We start from the raw sequence: 18,853 nt of genomic DNA on the forward strand, positions 1-18,853 counted from the left end.
AAAGGAAGGAATAAAAAAAACCTCAATTTGAATTGAGGTTTTTTTGACTATTATTCTATTTGCATATTGCGAAGTTGGTGTAATTTTTCTTTCCAAACTTCCAAATTTTCTTTGTGTAATGCAATGTTTTTTCGAACTTCCAAAACAATGGAGTTTTCTTTTTTGGCATTTTTAGTATTAGTAAAAAATTGGATGTTGTTCTCTAATTGGAAAATTTCATTTTGTACTTCTTCAATTTTACGCATTAAAAAGATTTTCTCATTATCTATCTTTCTAATGTCGTTACTCTCGGATAAACTTTCCATTCGATTAGAAAAACGCATCATCTCTGATTCTTTTTTGCTAAGGCTTAGCTTTTCAAAAAGGGCATCAAGGATTTTATTGAATTTTCCTTCGATATGACGTCTTGAAAATGGTACTTTACCGTAGCTTTTCCAGTTTTCAATATGCTTTTTGATGGCGTCTAAATCAGTTTTATGATCCCCAACTAATTGGAATTTTTTTAGTTCTTCTAGATAGGCTTTTTTGTTTTCAAAAGCTGTTATCTCTTCACTATTTTCAACACTGCGATGTTCTTTTAGCTTGTCAAAATAATGATTGCAGGCTTCTTTGAATTCATTCCATATCTTGTCTGAATATTTTCTAGGAACATGACCAATTTGTTTCCATTCTTCCTGAATTTGCTTCATAATTGGGGTTGTGTTGGCAAAATCCTCACTTTCTTGCAATTCTTTTGCTTTGGCAACCAAAGCCAATTTTTTATTCAAATTTTCTGTTTGGTCTTTTTTGATATCCTTGTAAAAAGAGTTTTTAAAATTATTGAAATCTCTTACTGCTGCTTTGAATGCTGCCCATGTAGCTTCATTGATGTCTGCTGGTACTTTTCCGGCTGTAAAAAAAGCATTTCGTAATTGTTCTACTTTTTCAATTTGGAGCAACCATTGTTGGTGCGAATGCACTTTTTCTGTAGCTAAAAATTCGATTTTTGCAATAATCTCTTTTTTATTAGCAAGATTTACTAGTTCTTGTTCTCTTTGTTTTTCAAAAAGTTTTTCACGTTTGTCGTGCATTTGTTTGGTGAGTTCACTGAACTGAGTCCAAATTGCTTCGCGATTTTCTCTAGAAACAGGGCCAATATCCTCTTTCCAAATGCGATGCAAGTCTTGAAGTTCTCGAAATGCTTTGTTGATATCTTCTTCTTGTAGTAACTCTTCAACTCGAGCAATTATTTTTTGTTTTGATTCGAGGTTATGTTTAAAATCGATATCTCTTGCTTCTCGATCAAGGTGCAAATAATCGTAAAAATTTTCTACATGAAAATGAAAATTATTCCAAACATGGTTGTATTTGTCCTTCGGGATAGGGCCTGCATTTTTCCATCGTTCTCTTAAATCATTAAATTGTTTTAAGGTGTCCTTGATATTAGCTTGAGGGTCAATTAAGTTTTTAAGTTCCTCAACTAGTGCTAATCGGTTTTCAAGATTGGCTTGCAAACTATTTTGTAGTGATTTAAAATGGCTGTTTTTGTTAGATTTATAAGTGTTGTAAATCTGATCAAACTTGTTTTTCAAGGGGAAGTGGTATTCAAAACTTTCATTCGGATCGGTATTTTCGGCTTGAAATTCCTCTCTTTTCTCTTCCAACATGTGGTGGTATTTGGTCAGAAATGTCTTTTTTATTTCTTCGACATGGTCCTTAATAGACATTACTTTTTCATTAGTAACTAACTTTTGTAGTTCGTTAACTAATTGGTCCATTTCCATTACTTCGTAGTCTAGCATCGGAATGGAGTGACGTTCTTTTAAGGTTTCGTCCTCGCTTTCTTCGGCGTTGCTACTTGTTATGGCATCCAAAATGGACTGATTGTCATTAGAACCTGTCATTGGTGTAGCTTCTGTAGATGCTGAATGGGTAGCTGTTTCATTAGAAACAATGGCGTTGTTTGTTTCTGAAAGGGTTCCTCCGTCTGCATCATGCAGGTTATCGTGCTTTTCTTCTAACATTTGATGAAATGTTTAAGGTTAATTTTTAGTTTGCGAAAGTTACTAAAGGATTGTCATACTGCAAAATTTTTCCTTATTTAATCGGGCTTTTTTATTAAAAATTTATTGGATTACAGGGGTTAAAACAAAATAATCATTCCTACTTCCATTCCATAGTTGTAAAATTTTTCACCACCAAAGGCGATGCTTGGGTGTAAATAAAACAAGGCGTCGGGTGTTATCTTTCGGCCATACTCTACAAATGAACTGTTTTGAAATCCATTCAACGTAATATTGTATCGAAAGGTCATATTGCCACTGATCCAATTTTTCCCAAACCTATAAGTCAATATGTTATCATAAGCTACCGTTCGAATTGCATCTCTGTTGTTTGAACCAGCAACACTGTGTTGGTATTCAATATCAGTGATAAATAAAAAATTCTTGTGATCTCCAATGAGTGTGCCGTAGTATATCGCTGGCGCTACAATCCATTTTCCTAACCCAAAACTTGGAGAATGAGCAGAAGGAATTACGACTCTTACTCTTGTAGAAATTCCGTTTCTTTCAGTCAAAAAAGGAATGAAGGAACCTGAAAAAGATACGTCTCCTAATGCTGTTGAATTTACCGAATTTGAATTGGTTGAGATTAACGGTACATCCAATCTAATATTCCAAGCTCTTGATCCCATCGGTTTTAAAATTCTCAAATTTGTCGTGTTGAAGGAACCATTATTTCTATCTAAATATTCATTGTAAAGTAATATGGTTTCTTTAAAAAAAGTAAAACGAGGTTCTGTAAAAGGATTTGGTTGATTTCTTATGTCATTCTTTTTTTGAGCTTGAATTCCAATCGAACATAATAGCATCGTTATAGTTATTAATTGGTAAAGCTTGTTTTTCATAGGAAATACTACTTAAAATTTACTGACAATATATGTTGCTCCGTATTGAATGTGTAATGCTAAATTCTCATGGATTTTGTAAAAAATCATTAAATAAAATGTTGATAGGCAAGGTTTCTATAGCTAATTTAGTTAAAAAAATAGAAAAGAAAAAGGATTAACATGCGTTACACATGATTAATCCTTTAAATTGTAAGTTTTTATTAAAAGTATCGGTAACTTCAAACGAGTATACTAGTGAAGTTTGAGATGGTTTAATTGATGAAAACTAGTCTCATTTCTGCAATTAAAGTCAATACTTATTTGAAATTAACAAATGAGTTATTTATTCCATATTTTCCAAGCTTTTTCGGCTTGTAATATCAACATTTCTAAACCATTTTTGATTGTTGCTCCTCTTTTTTTCGCTTTTTTCAAGAAAACAGTTTCAGCAGGATTGTATATTAAATCGTAGGCTATGTGTTTTTCGGTAAAAAACTCATAAGGAATATCTGGAAATTGATCCAAATTAGGGCTTGTTCCTAATGGAGTACAGTTGATTACGATGGTGTGATTTTCAAAAATGGTAGCATTGAGTAAATTGTATCGAATGGTTTTCTCTTTATTTTCTCTTGATACAAAAGTGTAGACAATTCCTAATTCATCTAAGGCATAAGCCACTGCTTTGGCAGCACCACCGGTACCTAAAATTAAGGCTTTGGTATGATGTGGTTGTAAGAGGGGTTCTAGCGATTTTTTAAAGCCATAATAGTCCGTATTGTACCCTTTTAAGTGTCCTTTTTTGGTGAATTTTATAGTATTTACAGCGCCTATATCTTTAGCTTTCTTTGATAATTTATCTAGAAACGGAAGAACAGCTTCTTTGTAAGGAATAGTGACATTTAGTCCTTTAATATCAGGATTGTTTTTGATGAGCTCAGTAAAATGATTGATATGAGGAATGTCAAAGTTTTCATATGAGTAGCCTTCAAAAACGGAATCGTTGAATTTTTCGGTAAAATGACCTTTTGAAAAAGAATAGCTAATGTTACGTCCTAATAAACCAAAACGCATCTTGAGGGAGTCAATCATTTTTTATTTGCTAAATTTAGATAAACAGTTTTCTACTACTTTTCGATCACGCAAGCCTGGAAATAAATTTTCAAACAAATTGAAGTTGGAAAAATTCAATTGTAATGCATTATTCAAGTGGATTTTAGCCTTGATTTCTTCTTGGATCATCAAATACAAACCCGCTAGTCGGTATTCGATTTCGTTTTCTTCAGGGAAAAATTCAGCCGCTTGCAATAAGGTTTGTATGGCAGTATCAAATTCGCCTAAAAATTGTAAAATATCAACCCAAAAGAGCCAAGTGTCTAATTGATAATCTCCGTATTCTACGGCTTTTCTATACCCGTATTCTGCCTCTTCAAAAAAATTCATTTGTTTGTTTATTGAAGCATAGCGTTTCCAATACAAACGATTTTGATGATCTATGGCTAAGGCTTTGTTGACAAAAAACAGCGCTTTTTGGTAATTTTTTTGACGTACATAAAAATCAGTTATTGCAATCCATCCTTTGTCTAGTAAGGGGTCTTCATGTACTGTTCTATTAAAGAATTTAAGAGCTAAAACGTTATTACCAAGTTTTTCATAGCATTTTCCAATGCGTAATAAAGCATAAGAAGTAGCGTCCTCTAATTCTATGGTTCGAGTGTAGCTTATAATAGCTTCTTCGTATTTTTTTAATCTTTCTAGCGCTTTGGCTTTTTCCATAAACGCTCCAACAAATTGTTCGTCAATTAAAGTAGCGTAATCAAAAGCGCGTATAGCATTTTCGTATTCTTTAACGCTGTAATGCAATCGGCCGATTTGATGCCAAGCTATTTCGCTATATGGATTTCTGTCAATATATTGATTTAAAAAGGTTATAGCTTCTTGGATTTGATCTAAAAATTCAAAACAATAAATTACATTATACAAGGCAGATTGGTCTTCTATGTCTTGTTCTAAACAAAGGATGAAGTTTTCCTTGGCTAGTTCGAAATTGTCCATAAAAAGGTATTCCATACCAATAAGGTTGTAAACATCTGCGAAATCGTCGGTATATTGTAATGCAATTTTAAGTTGTTCTACTGCTTTTTCGTGTTGGTCTCTCTTGGACCAAATATTGGCTCTTTGAATATAGATTTCTTCATTGGTTGGCTCAATAGCATACAACTCATGGAGCATTTTTTCGGCTACGTCCAATTTGTCTTCAAAAATTAGCATCTCCACTTGAACTAATTTTAAACCGGTTGATTTGGGATGTTGTTCAAGTGCTAATTTTAAAGCTTTTTTGGCAAGGTTAGATTTGCCCATGTCTAGGTAATGAAGTATTATTTCTTCAAATTCCTCCGAGTCAAAAAAGAATACCTTGTTGGTTTTCAACATTGACTCAAATTTGGATAATGACAAGCTATAGTCTTCTTCTTCGTTACTTAGTTGCATACTTTAATATTATTTGAATTGGGCCTAATAAAATTAGGAAATCGAATTTGCCGTCTATACCTTTTACAGATTTGTTGTGAACAAAATAATTAACAAGTGAATTGTTTGTACTGAAAAGTGATACTATTGATTATAATCAAACTTGTTTTCTGGATACAATTTCATCCATTACTTGTAATATTATCGCACAACCTTCTTTAATTTCTGCTTCAGAGATGGTTAAAGGAGGTGTGATTCTTATGGCACAACCTTCAAAAAGTAACCAAAACAAAATTAATCCACGTTCTTGGCAGGTTAGAATTACTTCATTAGTAATATCAGCATGATCTGTCATGGCTGCCAGCATTAATCCTTTTCCACGAATTTCTTTTATCAAAGGATGTACCAAAAGACGCCGAAATAGTTTTTCTTTTTCTAAAACATCACTCATTATTGAAGTCTCAGTAACTTCTTGCAAGGTGGCGAGGCTCGCTGCCGCAATGACAGGATGTCCGCCAAAGGTAGTAATATGGCCTAGTTTTGGATCATGTGTTAGTAAGTCCATCATTTCGGGCGAGGCTGTAAATGCGCCAACCGGCATACCACCGCCCATTCCTTTTCCCATAACGACAATGTCTGGTATTACATCGTAATTTTGAAAACCAAACAATTTACCGGTTCGCCCAAATCCGGGTTGAATTTCATCAACAATCATCATAGCACCCACCTCGGTACAGCGTTTTCTTACTTTTTGGAGAAAATTGTTTTCTGGTTCTATAAAACCAGCTCCACCTTGAATGGTTTCTAGAATAATTCCTGCTGTTTTGGTAGTGATTTTGTCTAGATCTTTCTCGTTGTTAAAAGTGATAAAATCAACATCTGGAATCAATGGTCGAAAAACTCTTTTGCGTTCTTCAAATCCCATCACACTCATAGAACCCATGGTGTTTCCGTGATAGGCATTGTGGCAAGAAATTAGTTGACTTCTGCCAGTTGTTCTTCGGGCCAATTTTAAAGCCCCTTCGATGGCTTCGGTTCCAGAATTTACTAAATAGGTTTTTTTTAAAGGCTCTGGTAGATGTGTTGCCAAAAGTTTACAAAAAGCAACCGATGGACTTTGAGAATACTCTCCATACACCATCACATGCGAATACTTATCCAATTGGTTTTTAATGGCATCGTTTACTCTTTTGTTTTGATGCCCCAATGTACAAGCAGATACACCGGCAACAAAATCTAAGTATTTTTTGTTGTTCGTGTCATAAATATATGACCCGATAGCATGAGAAACTTCCATACCTAAAGGGTGTGGTGATGTTTGAGCTTGGTATTTGATAAAATCTGAATTCATAATTGGTGTACTAAGTGGCTTAGTAATTATTTTTTAGCATTTCCTTTTTGCTTTTTTTTGTCGTAAAGCAAAGTTTCTTTTCTCGGTTTAATTGGAAGTTTTGCTTTGTCTTTGGCAAGCTTTGTTTGCTGTGCTATTTTTTCGTTATCTGCATTTTCTTCTGGAGGAAAAATATCATCTTTGGATTGGATTCTTTCGTCGCCACGCCAATTTAAACCTCTAAATTTCCGAGCGTTTTCAGGTAAATCTTTGTCAGGGAATAGATCTCCGTCTACATCTGTAAAAAATGTAATGGTTTCTATTTTATTATCATCAAACAGGATATTGATTTTACTGCTCTTGTTTTTGTTGATTCCAATCAGTTCATTGTCTTTGTCATTTCTCATGTAGTAAATGACTTCGGTGTTTTTGATGATATCTACATTACTTAATTTTCCATGTTTAAATTTTCCAAACAAATTTTGTCCTTTTACTTGGTTGAAACCTGTTCCTACGGTGTCTTTTGAAACAATAAACGTGTTGTTTAACACTTTTAAAGAATCAAGTTTTTCGGTTTGAGGGTTGCCAATTAAGTGCATAACATCACCCGTTATTTGATTTTCACCACTCCATAGTATAGGATTACCAATAAGTTGGGTGAGTGCTGTTTTGGTACTCGAATGGATAGAATCGCATTTGCCACTCATGTCGGATTTGAAAAAGCGAACATTATGAAACGCTCTGATAATTCGGTTGCCTTCTTTTCCAGTCAACATCAGTTTTTTTCCGTGTATGTAAACTGAATCATTTTCCACGAAATTGATTGCAACCGCTCTTTTGGTGACAAACATGGAATCTTTTTTCTTGTAAATTTCTGCGTAATGTCCTTTTACAATTCCTCGATTAATGGAATCGGTTATTTTTACATTTCGTGTGGCTGAAGCAAACTCCTTATTTCTGTCATAATAGATACTATCACCTTTTATAATCCGGTCGTCGTATTTTATATAAGATTTATTCAATAAGTGGGCAAGATTCCTTTTGGTATCATAAAAACCCTTTTCGGTATATATAAAATTGGTTTTGCTAGTGATTGTTGATGGTCCTAGGAGGTAGGAATGTCCAGAATTGCTGTAATAATCCAAATGGTTGGATTTGATAGTGTATGTTGGATTTGTAATGGTTACTGCAGTTAGAAATTGAAATTTCTTTTGTTTTACAAAGTAACGTCCCGATTTGCTTTTGAGGGTGTTTTCTTTGTTTATAATGGTCCCATTAGTGTTGTAAAAAACTTCTTGGGTATTTCTGTCAAAGTTGATGGTGTCGGTGGCCAAAGTTGCATCTGGTGAACTCATCACAGCATCTCCTGTGGCGAACGCTTTTTTTACGTTTCCACTGTATTCCGCATATTTACTGTTTAAGAAAAGAGTGTCGCCTTGTACCAGTTGAACATTTCCAAAAGCTTTAATGTAATTTTCTTTTTGAAAGTAATAGGCTTTATTACAAGTCATTATTACTCCATCATGACTCATCCTAACATTGCCACTAAGTAATGCAGCATCTGGGTTTTCTAATTGATTGACTGTAAAAAAATCAGATTGTTCAATTACTATTTTTTTAGGAGTCTGTGCCAAGAGGTGAGGAGTAATGCTAATTATCAAACAAAAACGGATAATAAATACTAGTTTCTTCAATGGGAAAAATTTTTGTCAAATTTATGAAAATCCTACATAGATTAGGATTATTCTACTTTATTTGTATTTGTTAAAATTAGTGTTAACAATTTTGTATGTCAATAGTAAAAATTACTAACAATTCTGCAAACTCATACGTTGTAGTTGTTTGTTTGAGTAGGTGATTCATGATAAAGACTTGTTAATGACATAATAAAAAAGGGTTTTTTTTGTAAATTTATCAAATTCATACACTTTCAATACTTGATTTTTATTAACTATTGGATTCGATAAATTTTTAACTATGATAAAAAAAATAACCCTAATTGTAAGTGTTTGTACACTTATATTTGTTGTCGGATGTAAATCAAAAGACATTAAAATGAATGCTGAGAAAAAAGAAGTAACTAGTCCTAGCAAAAAAGTAGTATACCAAGTATTTACTAGACTTTTTGGAAATACAAATACTACCAACAAGCCTTGGGGCACCATTGAAGAAAATGGGGTAGGTAAGTTTAATGATTTTACTGATAAGGCGTTAAGCGAAATAAAAGATTTGGGTGTAACCCATATTTGGTATACAGGTGTGCCTCATCATGCTTTAGTTAGAGATTATACAGCATACGGTATTTCTAATGACGACCCCGATGTAGTAAAAGGAAGAGCAGGTTCACCTTATGCGGTAAAAGATTATTACAATGTGAATCCCGATTTAGCTGTTAATCCGGCAAATAGACTGCAAGAATTTGAAGCGTTAATTGCTAGAACTCACAAAGCTGGTATGGCTGTAATTATTGATATTGTACCTAATCATATCGCTAGAAAATACGAAGGAAAAACCAATCCAAAAGGAGTGAAAGATTTTGGAGCTGATGACGATGTAACAGTTGAATACAAACGAGATAATAATTTTTATTACATTCCCAATACTGCATTTCAGGTTCCCGATGCGCCAAAACCTCTGAATGGAGAAGATCATCCTTTGTCTGATGGCAAATTTGATGAGTTTCCGGCAAAATGGACAGGAAATGGTTCTCGTTTGGCCAAACCTGATAAGAATGATTGGTACGAAACGGTAAAAGTAAATTATGGTATTCGTCCTGATGGAGGGAAAGATTTTCCTGAACTACCAGCTGGTTTTGATAAAAAAGATTACAAAGAGCATTTTGCATTTTGGGCTGATAAAGAAGTGCCTAATTCGTGGAAAAAGTTTAAAGATATCGCTTTGTATTGGATAGGTAAGGGAGTAGATGGCTTCCGTTATGATATGGCGGAAATGGTGCCTTATGAATTTTGGAGTTATATGAACTCGGCTATAAAAATGGCGAAACCCAATTCCTTTCTAATGGCAGAAGTATACAATCCTAAAGAATACAGAAATTATATTCATTTAGGAAAAATGGATTATTTGTATGATAAAGTAGAAACATACGATAAATTGAAAGATATTATTCAAGGGCGATCTTGGCCGGATGAACTTTCAGGAATTCAGTATAACATGATGGATATTGAGCACCATATGTTACACTTTTTGGATAATCATGACGAACAACGATTGGCAAGTCCTGAGTTTGCTAGAACCCCAGAAAGAGGTAAGCCATTAATGGTTGTTTCTACTACGTTAAGCACTTCGCCAACCATGATTTATTTTGGGCAAGAGGTTGGAGAACCAGGTAAAGAAGATGCGGGTTTTGGAACGCATTCTAGAACATCTATTTTTGATTATATCGGAGTGCCTCATCATCAGCGTTGGATGAATAATGGTAAATTCGATGGTGGTCAATTATCTTCGAGTGAAAAAGAATTACGAGATTTTTATAAAAGAATATTGAATTTTTCATTAAAAAGTTCAGCCTTAATGGGAGCTTATCAAGAAATTCAAGGGGCTAATAGAAATATTGTTCAAGGGTATGATAAAGATTTGTACACCTTTGCTCGTTGGTCGGAAACTGAAAAGTTATTGATTGTAGCTAATTTTTCTTCCGAAGTTTCTAGTGCATATGAAATGCGCATCCCAGCTGATTTGCTTCAAAAATGGAATGTAAAAGACGGAACCTATACACTTGTAGATCAATTGTATGGTCAATTTAAAACAGAATTGAAAGTGACAAATGGCGAAGGTAGAGCACAAATAAACATTGCTCCATCAGAATCATATATTTTAAAGCTTCAATAGCTATTTGTTTTCCGAGATTACAACAATGCACACCTCAAATGGCTTTTTGCTGTTTGGGGTGTTTTTTTATAGAGTAAATAGAATCTAATTGTAAGAATGGATAAACAGGATACTCTAGAAAACAAATCGCCTAATCCAGATTGGGTTAGGCGATTTGTTTTTATAGAAGATAAGGCTATTTTTTCTTAAAAGTAGCTTTGTAATTTTCGTTGACTACGTTCCAATTGATGATATCGAAAAAAGCATCAATGTAGTTTTTTCTTTTGTATTGATAGTCTAAATAATAAGCGTGTTCCCATAAATCTAAATTAAGTATAGGAGTTCCTCTATACCCTACAACAGGAACATTGGGCATGAGTGGATTGTCATGGTTTTGCGTTGTCGTAATTTGAAGTTTGCCTTCTCGGTCTACTACTAACCATATCCACCCCGATCCTACAAATTTTGAAGCTGTATTCTTAAATTGAGTGGTAAAGTTTTCAAAAGAACCAAAGTCTTGAATGATCTTACCTGAAAGTGTGTCTTTTGGTACGCCACCTCCTTTGGGTTGTATTTCTTTCCAGAAAAGGCTGTGGTTGTAATACGCTCCAGCATTATTTCGTAAGTCGGGATTGTTGATGTCAAGCTGCTTGATGACTTCTTCAATAGTTAAATTTTCTAATGGTGTGTCTTTGAGTGCTTTGTTTAAGTTATTGGTATAAGATAAATAGTGTTTGGAAAAATGCATTTCCATTGCTAATGAAGAAATTGAAGGGGCCAAAGCATCATATTTGTATGGGATAGGTTCAATTTGAAAAGAACCATCATCTGCTTTAACATCTTCAGGATTACCAATAGATATTTTTTCTTCTTTGGCAGGTAAGGGGACTTCAACTACTTCAACTAACTCCTTTTTTTGACAACTGAACAAGAATAATGAGCATAAAATTGGAGTAGCTAATACAAAATGAGTTTTCATAAATTAGCTGTTTTTTAAAATTTCATTAACTGTTTTTATGTAACATTTTTTGGCTTCTTTTTGCGATAAATGGCTAATTTGCATCCAAGCATTGGTTTTAAAAGCATCTCTTAGATCATAATTAGCTTTGGGGTTATAACTAGAAGTGCCAAAAGTAGCTTGTTTGTAATAAGCATACAACCGCAACATCACATCCTGTGGTAAAGGTTGTGACATGTTCGAAGCACGATCAAAAGCTTCTTGAAATTGTATTTCTAATTCCTCTTCGGTCATTCATTTTTAGGCTTTGGTTGCAATTATGGTTTTGTTTCCAACTGCTTTTTGGTTCAAAGTAACCTGAATAGGGGTACCCAAAGGTAAAAATAAATCAACTCTCGAACCAAATTTAATAAATCCAGCATCGGTTCCTTGAATTACTTGCATGCCTTCTTGAGCATAATTTACAATGCGTTTTGCTAAAGCTCCAGCAATTTGGCGATATAAAACTTCTCCAAACGTTTCGTTTTCGATTACTATAGTCGTACGTTCGTTTTCCTCACTTGCTTTTGGATGCCAAGCTACTAGAAATTTTCCTGGATGATATTTGCTGAATTTTACAAGCCCACTTAAACCATATCGAGTGACATGAACATTTATTGGCGACATAAAAATGGAAACTTGAATACGGTTGTCCTTAAAATATTCACCTTCGTATACTTCTTCAATAACCACAACTTTCCCGTCAACTGGGGCTAAAATGTGATTTTCGTTCAAAATTGCAGTACGTTTTGGGTTTCTAAAAAACTGCAAAATAATTAATAAGAAGACTAACATAGCAATTTGTATGCTCATTTTTATCCAATTGGTTGCAATTAAATAATCTGAAAGCAACAAAACAACAGCTGTGATAGTAGTACTTATTAAAATACTCGGGGTTCCTTCTTTATGAAACATAATTTAAAATTTGGTAAAATAAAAATATGATTGGTGCTACAAATATAGCACTATCTAATCGATCTAGAATGCCTCCGTGACCCGGCATGATGTTTCCGCTATCTTTTACACCAGCTATTCTTTTGAATTTTGATTCAATTAAATCGCCAATAGTGCCAATAATCCCAACGATTAAAGCAATTGTTACCCAAATTAAGATGGATGTTTTGCTGAATTCTGGTTTGGGTTCAATATAGAGTTTTGAAATTAAAAACCCTGCAAAACAAGCAAATGCGATACCGCCAAGAAATCCTTCGATGGTTTTTTTAGGAGAAATTTTTTCGAACAATTTGTGTTTTCCTATCGATTTTCCAACCAAATAGGCAAAAGTGTCATTGGTCCAAATCAATATGAATAACCCGATGATAATTTTGGGATTATAGTCATTGATTCCAAAAGATATTTTTGTGATGAAAACAAACGGTAATGTAATGTAACCTAATAAGTACAAATATTTCGAAGAAGTACTTATCTTATCGACTGAATCATAAAATAAAAAAATGATACACTTTAACGATATTACTAACGTTATGGCTAATAAAATTAGATCTAAAACTTGAATGTTTAGATTGAATTCTAAATCAGTATTTAAAATGTGATTGATTTGCGCTAAAGTTTGAGCTTTGTAATGACTCAATAAAGTTATTGAAGTGTAAATAATACAACTCATGAGCATAGGGAAAAATGCTTTGAATTGAATTAAACCACAAAATTCAAATGTTGTTATTAATAAAAATACTCCAAAGAGAATAAAAAAACTTTCAGTAGAATATAAGATTGAGGCAATTAATAAAAAAATATAAACTGCTCCAGATAAGGATCGTTTTAGCGTTTCATTCATTATTATAAATCCTCAAGAAGTAATAGATATAAATTTTTGGCAGCACTTCCGTATTGTGTGAAATCCTCTTCTTGTGCTTTTTCAAAATATTTAATAGTCGTAATGTTGCTTGGATATTCTTTTTGGTATTTCTTTTTAATGGCACTTAATACTTCGCTTCTTCCTGGAATAATTTGACTTGTCTTGGCAATTATTACCATGTTTACAGGAAGTTCATCAGGTTTTCTTTGTTTGATTTGGTTCGAAGAAAAGGAAATTGAACCTTCGTCAGAAATTAAATTTTCGCAACTTGCTAATAAAAACTTTGGTTTTTGAGTATTTTCAAAAATAATATTGTTTTCACTAAGCATGGGGAATAAGTGTGGTTCGAAACAAATAGCTTCACTCTCAAACCAATCATTTTCTTCTAAAATGTTTTCAAATTGCTCTTTGAGTTCACTTAATGATTCACAATACAAGAACTTACCTCCATTTCGTTTGAAATTAAAGATAAATTGTTCATCTACAGGAATGTTTTGTTCAAATAAAGGCCGACTAGAATTGTTATCTTCATCTGAATTTTCTTGACTAGAACCAAAAAGTTTTTTGAAAAGATTCATATTAAGGTGACGCTACTTTGTTTTACAGTTGAATTCGGTCAAAGATAAAAAAATCTTAATTCAAAATTAGATTTTGAATTAAGATTTTATTAAAAGGTTCTTAAGTTGAAAAAAAAACTAGGCTACAACTTCTTCAGAATTGTGATCAAATTGTCTTTTACCGAAAATATTTTCTAAATCGTCTTTAAAAATTACTTCTTTTTCAATTAGAATGTCGGCCAATTGATTGAGCTTTTCCTTGTTTTCTTCTAAGATTTTTATTGCTCTTTGGTATTGTCCTTCAATTAATTCGGATATTTCGGCATCAATAATTTTTGCGGTTTCGTCTGAGTAGGGTTTAGAAAAACTATACTCGCTTTGACCAGAAGAATCATAATACGTTACATTTCCAATTTTATCATTTAAACCGTAAATAGTAACCATTGCTCTAGCTTGTCGGGTTACTTTTTCTAAATCGCTCAAAGCACCTGTTGAAATTTTGTCAAATGTTACTTTTTCAGCAGCACGACCTCCCATAGTGGCACACATTTCGTCTAGCATTTGATCTGTTCTAACGATTTGTCTTTCTTCTGGTAAGTACCATGCAGCTCCTAAGCTTTGTCCTCGCGGAACAATGGTAACTTTTATTAGAGGTGCAGCATGTTCTAACATCCAACTTACAGTAGCGTGTCCGGCTTCGTGTATGGCAATGGCACGTTTTTCTTCTGGCGTAATGATTTTGTTTTTCTTTTCTAGACCACCAATGATACGATCGACTGCATCTAAAAAGTCTTGTCTGCCTACTGCTGTTTTGTTGTTTCTTGCTGCAATTAGTGCGGCTTCATTACAAACATTTGCAATATCTGCTCCAGAGAAACCTGGGGTTTGTTTGGCAAGGAAATCCAAGTCAAGACCTTCTTCTTTTTTAATTGGAGCCAAATGAACGGCAAAAATTTCGGCACGTTCTCTAATATCTGGTAAATCAACAAAGATTTGTCGGTCAAAACGTCCTGCACGCATTAATGCTTTGTCTAACACATCTGCACGGTTGGTTGCGGCTAAAACAATTACATTGGAGTTGGATCCAAACCCGTCCATTTCGGTTAAAAGCTGATTTAGTGTATTCTCACGTTCATCGTTTCCACCTGACATGTTGCTTTTTCCACGAGCACGTCCAACAGCATCGATCTCATCAATAAAGATAATGGCTGGTGCTTTTTCTTTGGCTTGCTTAAATAAATCTCGAACACGAGAAGCTCCAACACCTACAAACATTTCCACAAAATCAGATCCTGATAAGGAGAAAAACGGCACTTGTGCTTCGCCGGCAACAGCTTTTGCTAGTAATGTTTTACCTGTTCCTGGAGGGCCTACTAGTAAGGCTCCTTTTGGGATTTTACCTCCTAAATTGGTGTATTTTTCAGGGTTTTTCAAGAATTCAACGATTTCTTGAATTTCTTCTTTTGCTCCTTCTAAACCAGCCACATCTTTAAATGTGGTTTTGATGTCTGTTTTTTCGTCAAATAATTTTGCCTTAGATTTTCCAATGTTGAATATTTGACCGCCACCTCCTGCGCCTCCAGACATTTTACGCATGATAAAAATCCATACTCCTATTATAATGATAATTGGGAGTAAACTAATAAGAATATCAGACCAATTGTTTTTTTGAAGAAAGTTGAAATCTTTTAATTTACCTTCTTTAACTGCTTTCTCTAATTTAGTTTGAAAAATTTGATCATTTCCAATTTCTAGAGTGTAGTGTGGCCCTTTGTTGGGACGATCAAAAACATCTTTGGCTACTTTTTCATGAGTCTTTTCTTTGAGGGCAGCTGCATTCAAAAAAACTTCTGCTTCTGATTTGTTGTAAACAATAACTTTTTCAATTTGACCTTTCTCCAAATAATCATTGAATTTTGAAGAGGTTAATTGAGAAGCTTCTTGAAGGCTAGATCCACCCGTAGCAAAATTAATTAAAAGAAAAATGATTAATATCGCCGCGTAAATTAACCAGGGACTTATTTTAAAGTTATTAGAATTTGGATTGTTTTCTTTAGCCATATTATTTGTTTGGTTTTTTTAGTATTTGTTTTCTATGGTAGTTATTTTGGCATCTCCCCAAAGGCTTTCGATATTATAGTATTCTCGAATGTGTTTTTGAAATACATGAACAACAATGTTTACATAATCCATCAATACCCATTCGGCATTATCAGTTCCTTCCACATGCCAGGGTTTGTCTTTTAATTCTTTGGAAACTGTTTTTTGAATAGAATTTACAATAGCATTCACTTGCGTATTCGAAGTTCCATTGCAAATTACAAAATAGTCACAAACAGCGGTATCAATGTCTCTTAAGTCAAGAATATCAATATCATTCCCTTTTACTTCTTCAATTCCTTTTATGATGTTTGCTAGTAGCACATCATTATTAATAGTCTTTTTCGCCATGAATAAATTTTGTATAAGTTTGTAAAGTTACCATTTTTTGTGATTATTTTTGAACCTTAACATAATATTAAATTATGTTGTATAAAAAATAGTTTATGAAGTTAATCAAACTCGATGCCATAGATTCAACTAATGATTTTCTTAAAGCCATTTCTAATGATTCGAATACCCCAAATTTCACGGTTGTGACTGCTGAAGAACAAACCAAAGGGAAAGGACAAATGGGTCAAAAATGGGTTTCTGAAAAAGGTAAAAACCTTATAGCTAGTGCGTTGGTGAAGGGGTTTGTTTCGGATATTCGTTTTTTATTTCACCTAAATGTAGTGTTTTCTTTAGCTGTTGTAGAAGTTTTAGAAAACTATAAAGTTCCTGATTTATCTATCAAATGGCCAAACGACATTATGTCATACAATAAGAAAATTGGTGGAATATTGATTGAAAACAGTATTAAAAGTAATAGTACAATAGATTCTGTAGTCGGGTTAGGTTTAAACGTCAATCAACTAAATTTTGAGAATTTGCCTCGAGCCTCATCGATGGCTGTATTATGTGGGTGCGAATATGACAAAGAATTACTATTGTTTGATATAGTAGAGAAATTTAAAGAAAAAATTGTGCATTGGCAGGAAAATGCCAATGAGTTTTGGTCTGATTATACAAATTTGCTTTTCAAAAGAGGTATTCCAACTCCTTTTGTAACTCAAAACCAAAAGCCTTTTATGGGGATAATTCTTGGTGTCTCTCAAATTGGTAAATTGCTAGTGCTTTTAGAGGATGACACTACGATTGAATATGATGTAAAAGATGTTCAAATGTTATACTAAAAAAAAAGACACTTTATAGTAAGTGTCTTTTTTTGTGTATTACAATTTTGTCATGTTTGTTGCCAAGGTTTCGATGAATTTGCTGATAGGGCCTTTAATCATCATGGCCATCATTGGGTTGAATTCACCTTCGAAATCTAATTTTACTTCGCTAGAAGTGGCAGATGTTTCGTTGATATTTGCTGCTAAAGTAAAAGGAAGTTTGTCGCTTGCAGCGCCCAATATCACTTTATTGGGAGCAATTTTTTCTTTCATCTTTAATTTGATTTCAGGCATTCCTTTTAAGCCAAAAATAAAAGCATCATCTCCAATTATTTCAAATTTTGCGATTGAATCAGGCATCAATTTTTCAAAATTTTTGACGTCTGATAATAATTCATAGAGTTCTTGTGCTGATTTTGACACACTAACTTTAGGGCTTTCTAAATTCATTTTATCGGTTTAAATTATTTTGATACCCCCCAAGTAGAAGGTGAGGCATTCCATTCTCTTAATGTACTTTCTTCTTTTTCGGTGATGTATTGTTTAGCTACGGCTAGGTTGAGTAGATTTTGGTAATTACTCAAGGTGTACAAGTCTAGATTCGCTTTTTTGAAGTTTTCTTCGGCAACATCAAATCCATAAGTAAAAATGGCAGCCATACCTTTTACAACGGCACCTGCTTCTTTCAAAGCTTCATAGGCTTGTAAACTACTTCCGCCTGTACTAATCAGGTCTTCTACTATTACTACATTTTGTCCTTTTTGTAAAAAACCTTCAATTTGATTTTGTCTACCATGCTTTTTAGGCTCGGGTCTTACGTATACAAAAGGAAGTCCCATGCTTTCAGCTACAAGCATTCCAATACCAATAGCCCCCGTTGCAACACCTGCAATAACATCGGGTTTTCCAAATTGTTTTTCAATGTGTTTAGAAAATTGATCTCTCACATAATTTCTTATCACTGGAAATGAAAGAATTAGGCGATTATCACAATAAATAGGAGATTTCCAGCCAGAAGCCCATGTAAAAGGATTTCCGGGATTCAATTTAATTGCATTTATTTGCAAAAGCAATTCGGCTGTTTTTTCGGCAGTTTCTTTATTAAAAATCATAATACAAATGTATAAAGTTTTTGTAAACGACAAACCACTTTTTTTGACAAATCAGCTTTCAAAGGAAACTGATTTTGAGTTGTTTCTCTTGGAAAGTATTGATGTAGAGAGAATTATTGTTAAAATGTTTCAGAATAAAATTCAAAAGGCTTATCTGTATCATCCAGATGAGCGTGAAATAATGAAAACATTAAAATCTAAAATTCCGGTTTGCAAAGCTGGGGGAGGCTTGGTTTACAATAAAAAAGGGGAGGTTTTGTTTATTTTTAGAAATGGAAAATGGGATTTACCCAAAGGTGGTATCGAAAAAGGAGAAGATATTGAGGTGACCGCTATGCGAGAGGTGCAAGAAGAGACAGGAGTAAATAAATTGTCAATTTCTAAAAAATTGCAGAAAACGTACCATGTCTTTAAAAGGAATGGGAAATATAAATTAAAGGTTACTCATTGGTTTGAAATGCAGTCAAAGTTTGAGGGCATTCCTCAAGGACAACTAGAGGAAGGAATTGAAAAAGTAGCTTGGTTAAATCCCGAACAAATCAAAGAAGCCTTGACGAACTCGTATGAAAACATTAAATTATTGTTTGAAGAAGAAAAGCTCCTATAGAAGGAGCTTTTTTG

The 18,853-nt window shown here is 33.6% G+C and carries 18 protein-coding genes; 3 read left to right on the forward strand and 15 right to left on the reverse strand.

From position 1 onward, the window contains the following. Positions 1-50 precede the first annotated feature (50 nt). The 6 genes from ACZIX2_RS02860 to ACZIX2_RS02885 all read right to left on the reverse strand — a co-directional run bounded on the left by ACZIX2_RS02860 (position 51) and on the right by ACZIX2_RS02885 (position 8,359). Positions 51-2,003, reverse strand: coding sequence for a DUF349 domain-containing protein (locus ACZIX2_RS02860; protein WP_463338571.1), 1,953 nt, complete (start codon positions 2,001-2,003; stop codon positions 51-53). 119 nt (positions 2,004-2,122) lie between these two features. Further along, positions 2,123-2,887, reverse strand: coding sequence for a lipid A phosphoethanolamine transferase (locus tag ACZIX2_RS02865; protein WP_463338572.1), 765 nt, complete (start codon positions 2,885-2,887; stop codon positions 2,123-2,125). A 321-nt stretch (positions 2,888-3,208) separates the two neighbouring features. Further along, entirely contained in the window at positions 3,209-3,958 is a 750-nt protein-coding gene (locus tag ACZIX2_RS02870) for a shikimate dehydrogenase family protein (RefSeq protein WP_463338573.1), read from the reverse strand. 3 nt (positions 3,959-3,961) lie between these two features. Further along, positions 3,962-5,356, reverse strand: coding sequence for a tetratricopeptide repeat protein (locus ACZIX2_RS02875; protein WP_463338574.1), 1,395 nt, complete (start codon positions 5,354-5,356; stop codon positions 3,962-3,964). Positions 5,357-5,492: 136 nt separating this feature from the next. After that, the gene (locus ACZIX2_RS02880; RefSeq protein ID WP_463338575.1) at positions 5,493-6,686 is read right to left on the reverse strand and encodes an aspartate aminotransferase family protein; all 1,194 of its coding nucleotides are present in this window, start codon (positions 6,684-6,686) and stop codon (positions 5,493-5,495) included. A 26-nt stretch (positions 6,687-6,712) separates the two neighbouring features. Continuing rightward, the gene (locus ACZIX2_RS02885; protein WP_463338576.1) at positions 6,713-8,359 is read right to left on the reverse strand and encodes an OstA-like protein; all 1,647 of its coding nucleotides are present in this window, start codon (positions 8,357-8,359) and stop codon (positions 6,713-6,715) included. Between the two features lie 283 nt (positions 8,360-8,642). Between ACZIX2_RS02885 and ACZIX2_RS02890 the strand changes: the two genes are divergently transcribed. Next, positions 8,643-10,514, forward strand: coding sequence for an alpha-amylase family glycosyl hydrolase (locus ACZIX2_RS02890; protein WP_463338577.1), 1,872 nt, complete (start codon positions 8,643-8,645; stop codon positions 10,512-10,514). Positions 10,515-10,689: 175 nt separating this feature from the next. Here the strand turns inward: ACZIX2_RS02890 and ACZIX2_RS02895 are convergent, their stop codons facing one another. From ACZIX2_RS02895 to rsfS, 7 genes are all read right to left on the reverse strand, one after another. After that, on the reverse strand, positions 10,690-11,472 hold the full coding sequence (locus ACZIX2_RS02895; protein WP_463338578.1) for a superoxide dismutase: 783 nt from the start codon (positions 11,470-11,472) through the stop codon (positions 10,690-10,692). A gap of 3 nt (positions 11,473-11,475) precedes the next feature. Then, positions 11,476-11,745, reverse strand: a complete 270-nt coding sequence (locus tag ACZIX2_RS02900) for an acyl-CoA-binding protein (protein WP_463338579.1) — start codon at positions 11,743-11,745, stop codon at positions 11,476-11,478. A 6-nt stretch (positions 11,746-11,751) separates the two neighbouring features. Further along, complete coding sequence (locus tag ACZIX2_RS02905; protein ID WP_463338580.1) at positions 11,752-12,405, reverse strand: phosphatidylserine decarboxylase family protein; 654 nt, start codon at positions 12,403-12,405, stop codon at positions 11,752-11,754. Then, the gene (locus tag ACZIX2_RS02910) at positions 12,395-13,285 is read right to left on the reverse strand and encodes a phosphatidate cytidylyltransferase (RefSeq protein WP_463338581.1); all 891 of its coding nucleotides are present in this window, start codon (positions 13,283-13,285) and stop codon (positions 12,395-12,397) included. The genes ACZIX2_RS02905 and ACZIX2_RS02910 overlap by 11 nt, the downstream gene beginning before the upstream one ends. Positions 13,286-13,287: 2 nt before the next feature. After that, positions 13,288-13,884, reverse strand: coding sequence for an LUD domain-containing protein (locus ACZIX2_RS02915; RefSeq protein WP_463338582.1), 597 nt, complete (start codon positions 13,882-13,884; stop codon positions 13,288-13,290). A 117-nt stretch (positions 13,885-14,001) separates the two neighbouring features. After that, positions 14,002-15,924, reverse strand: a complete 1,923-nt coding sequence (gene ftsH, locus ACZIX2_RS02920) for an ATP-dependent zinc metalloprotease FtsH (RefSeq protein WP_463338583.1) — start codon at positions 15,922-15,924, stop codon at positions 14,002-14,004. A gap of 18 nt (positions 15,925-15,942) precedes the next feature. Further along, positions 15,943-16,314 (reverse strand): ribosome silencing factor, encoded by a 372-nt coding sequence (gene rsfS / locus ACZIX2_RS02925; protein ID WP_463338584.1) that lies wholly within the window; start codon positions 16,312-16,314, stop codon positions 15,943-15,945. 95 nt (positions 16,315-16,409) lie between these two features. Here rsfS and ACZIX2_RS02930 point away from each other — a divergent pair, with 95 nt between their 5' ends. Then, complete coding sequence (locus ACZIX2_RS02930) at positions 16,410-17,138, forward strand: biotin--[acetyl-CoA-carboxylase] ligase (protein WP_463338585.1); 729 nt, start codon at positions 16,410-16,412, stop codon at positions 17,136-17,138. A 39-nt stretch (positions 17,139-17,177) separates the two neighbouring features. Here ACZIX2_RS02930 and ACZIX2_RS02935 read toward each other — a convergent pair whose 3' ends face one another. Both ACZIX2_RS02935 and pyrE read right to left on the reverse strand, forming a co-directional pair. After that, positions 17,178-17,570 carry an SRPBCC family protein gene (locus ACZIX2_RS02935; protein ID WP_463338586.1) on the reverse strand — a complete coding sequence of 131 codons (393 nt, stop codon included), beginning with the start codon at positions 17,568-17,570 and terminating at the stop codon, positions 17,178-17,180. Positions 17,571-17,584: 14 nt separating this feature from the next. Next, complete coding sequence (pyrE, locus tag ACZIX2_RS02940) at positions 17,585-18,232, reverse strand: orotate phosphoribosyltransferase (protein WP_463338587.1); 648 nt, start codon at positions 18,230-18,232, stop codon at positions 17,585-17,587. Positions 18,233-18,239: 7 nt separating this feature from the next. On the opposite strand from pyrE, the gene ACZIX2_RS02945 reads away from it, so the two are divergent. Then, entirely contained in the window at positions 18,240-18,839 is a 600-nt protein-coding gene (locus tag ACZIX2_RS02945) for an NUDIX hydrolase (RefSeq protein WP_463338588.1), read from the forward strand. Positions 18,840-18,853 lie beyond the last annotated feature (14 nt).

Source organism: Flavobacterium riviphilum (genome assembly GCF_055231795.1).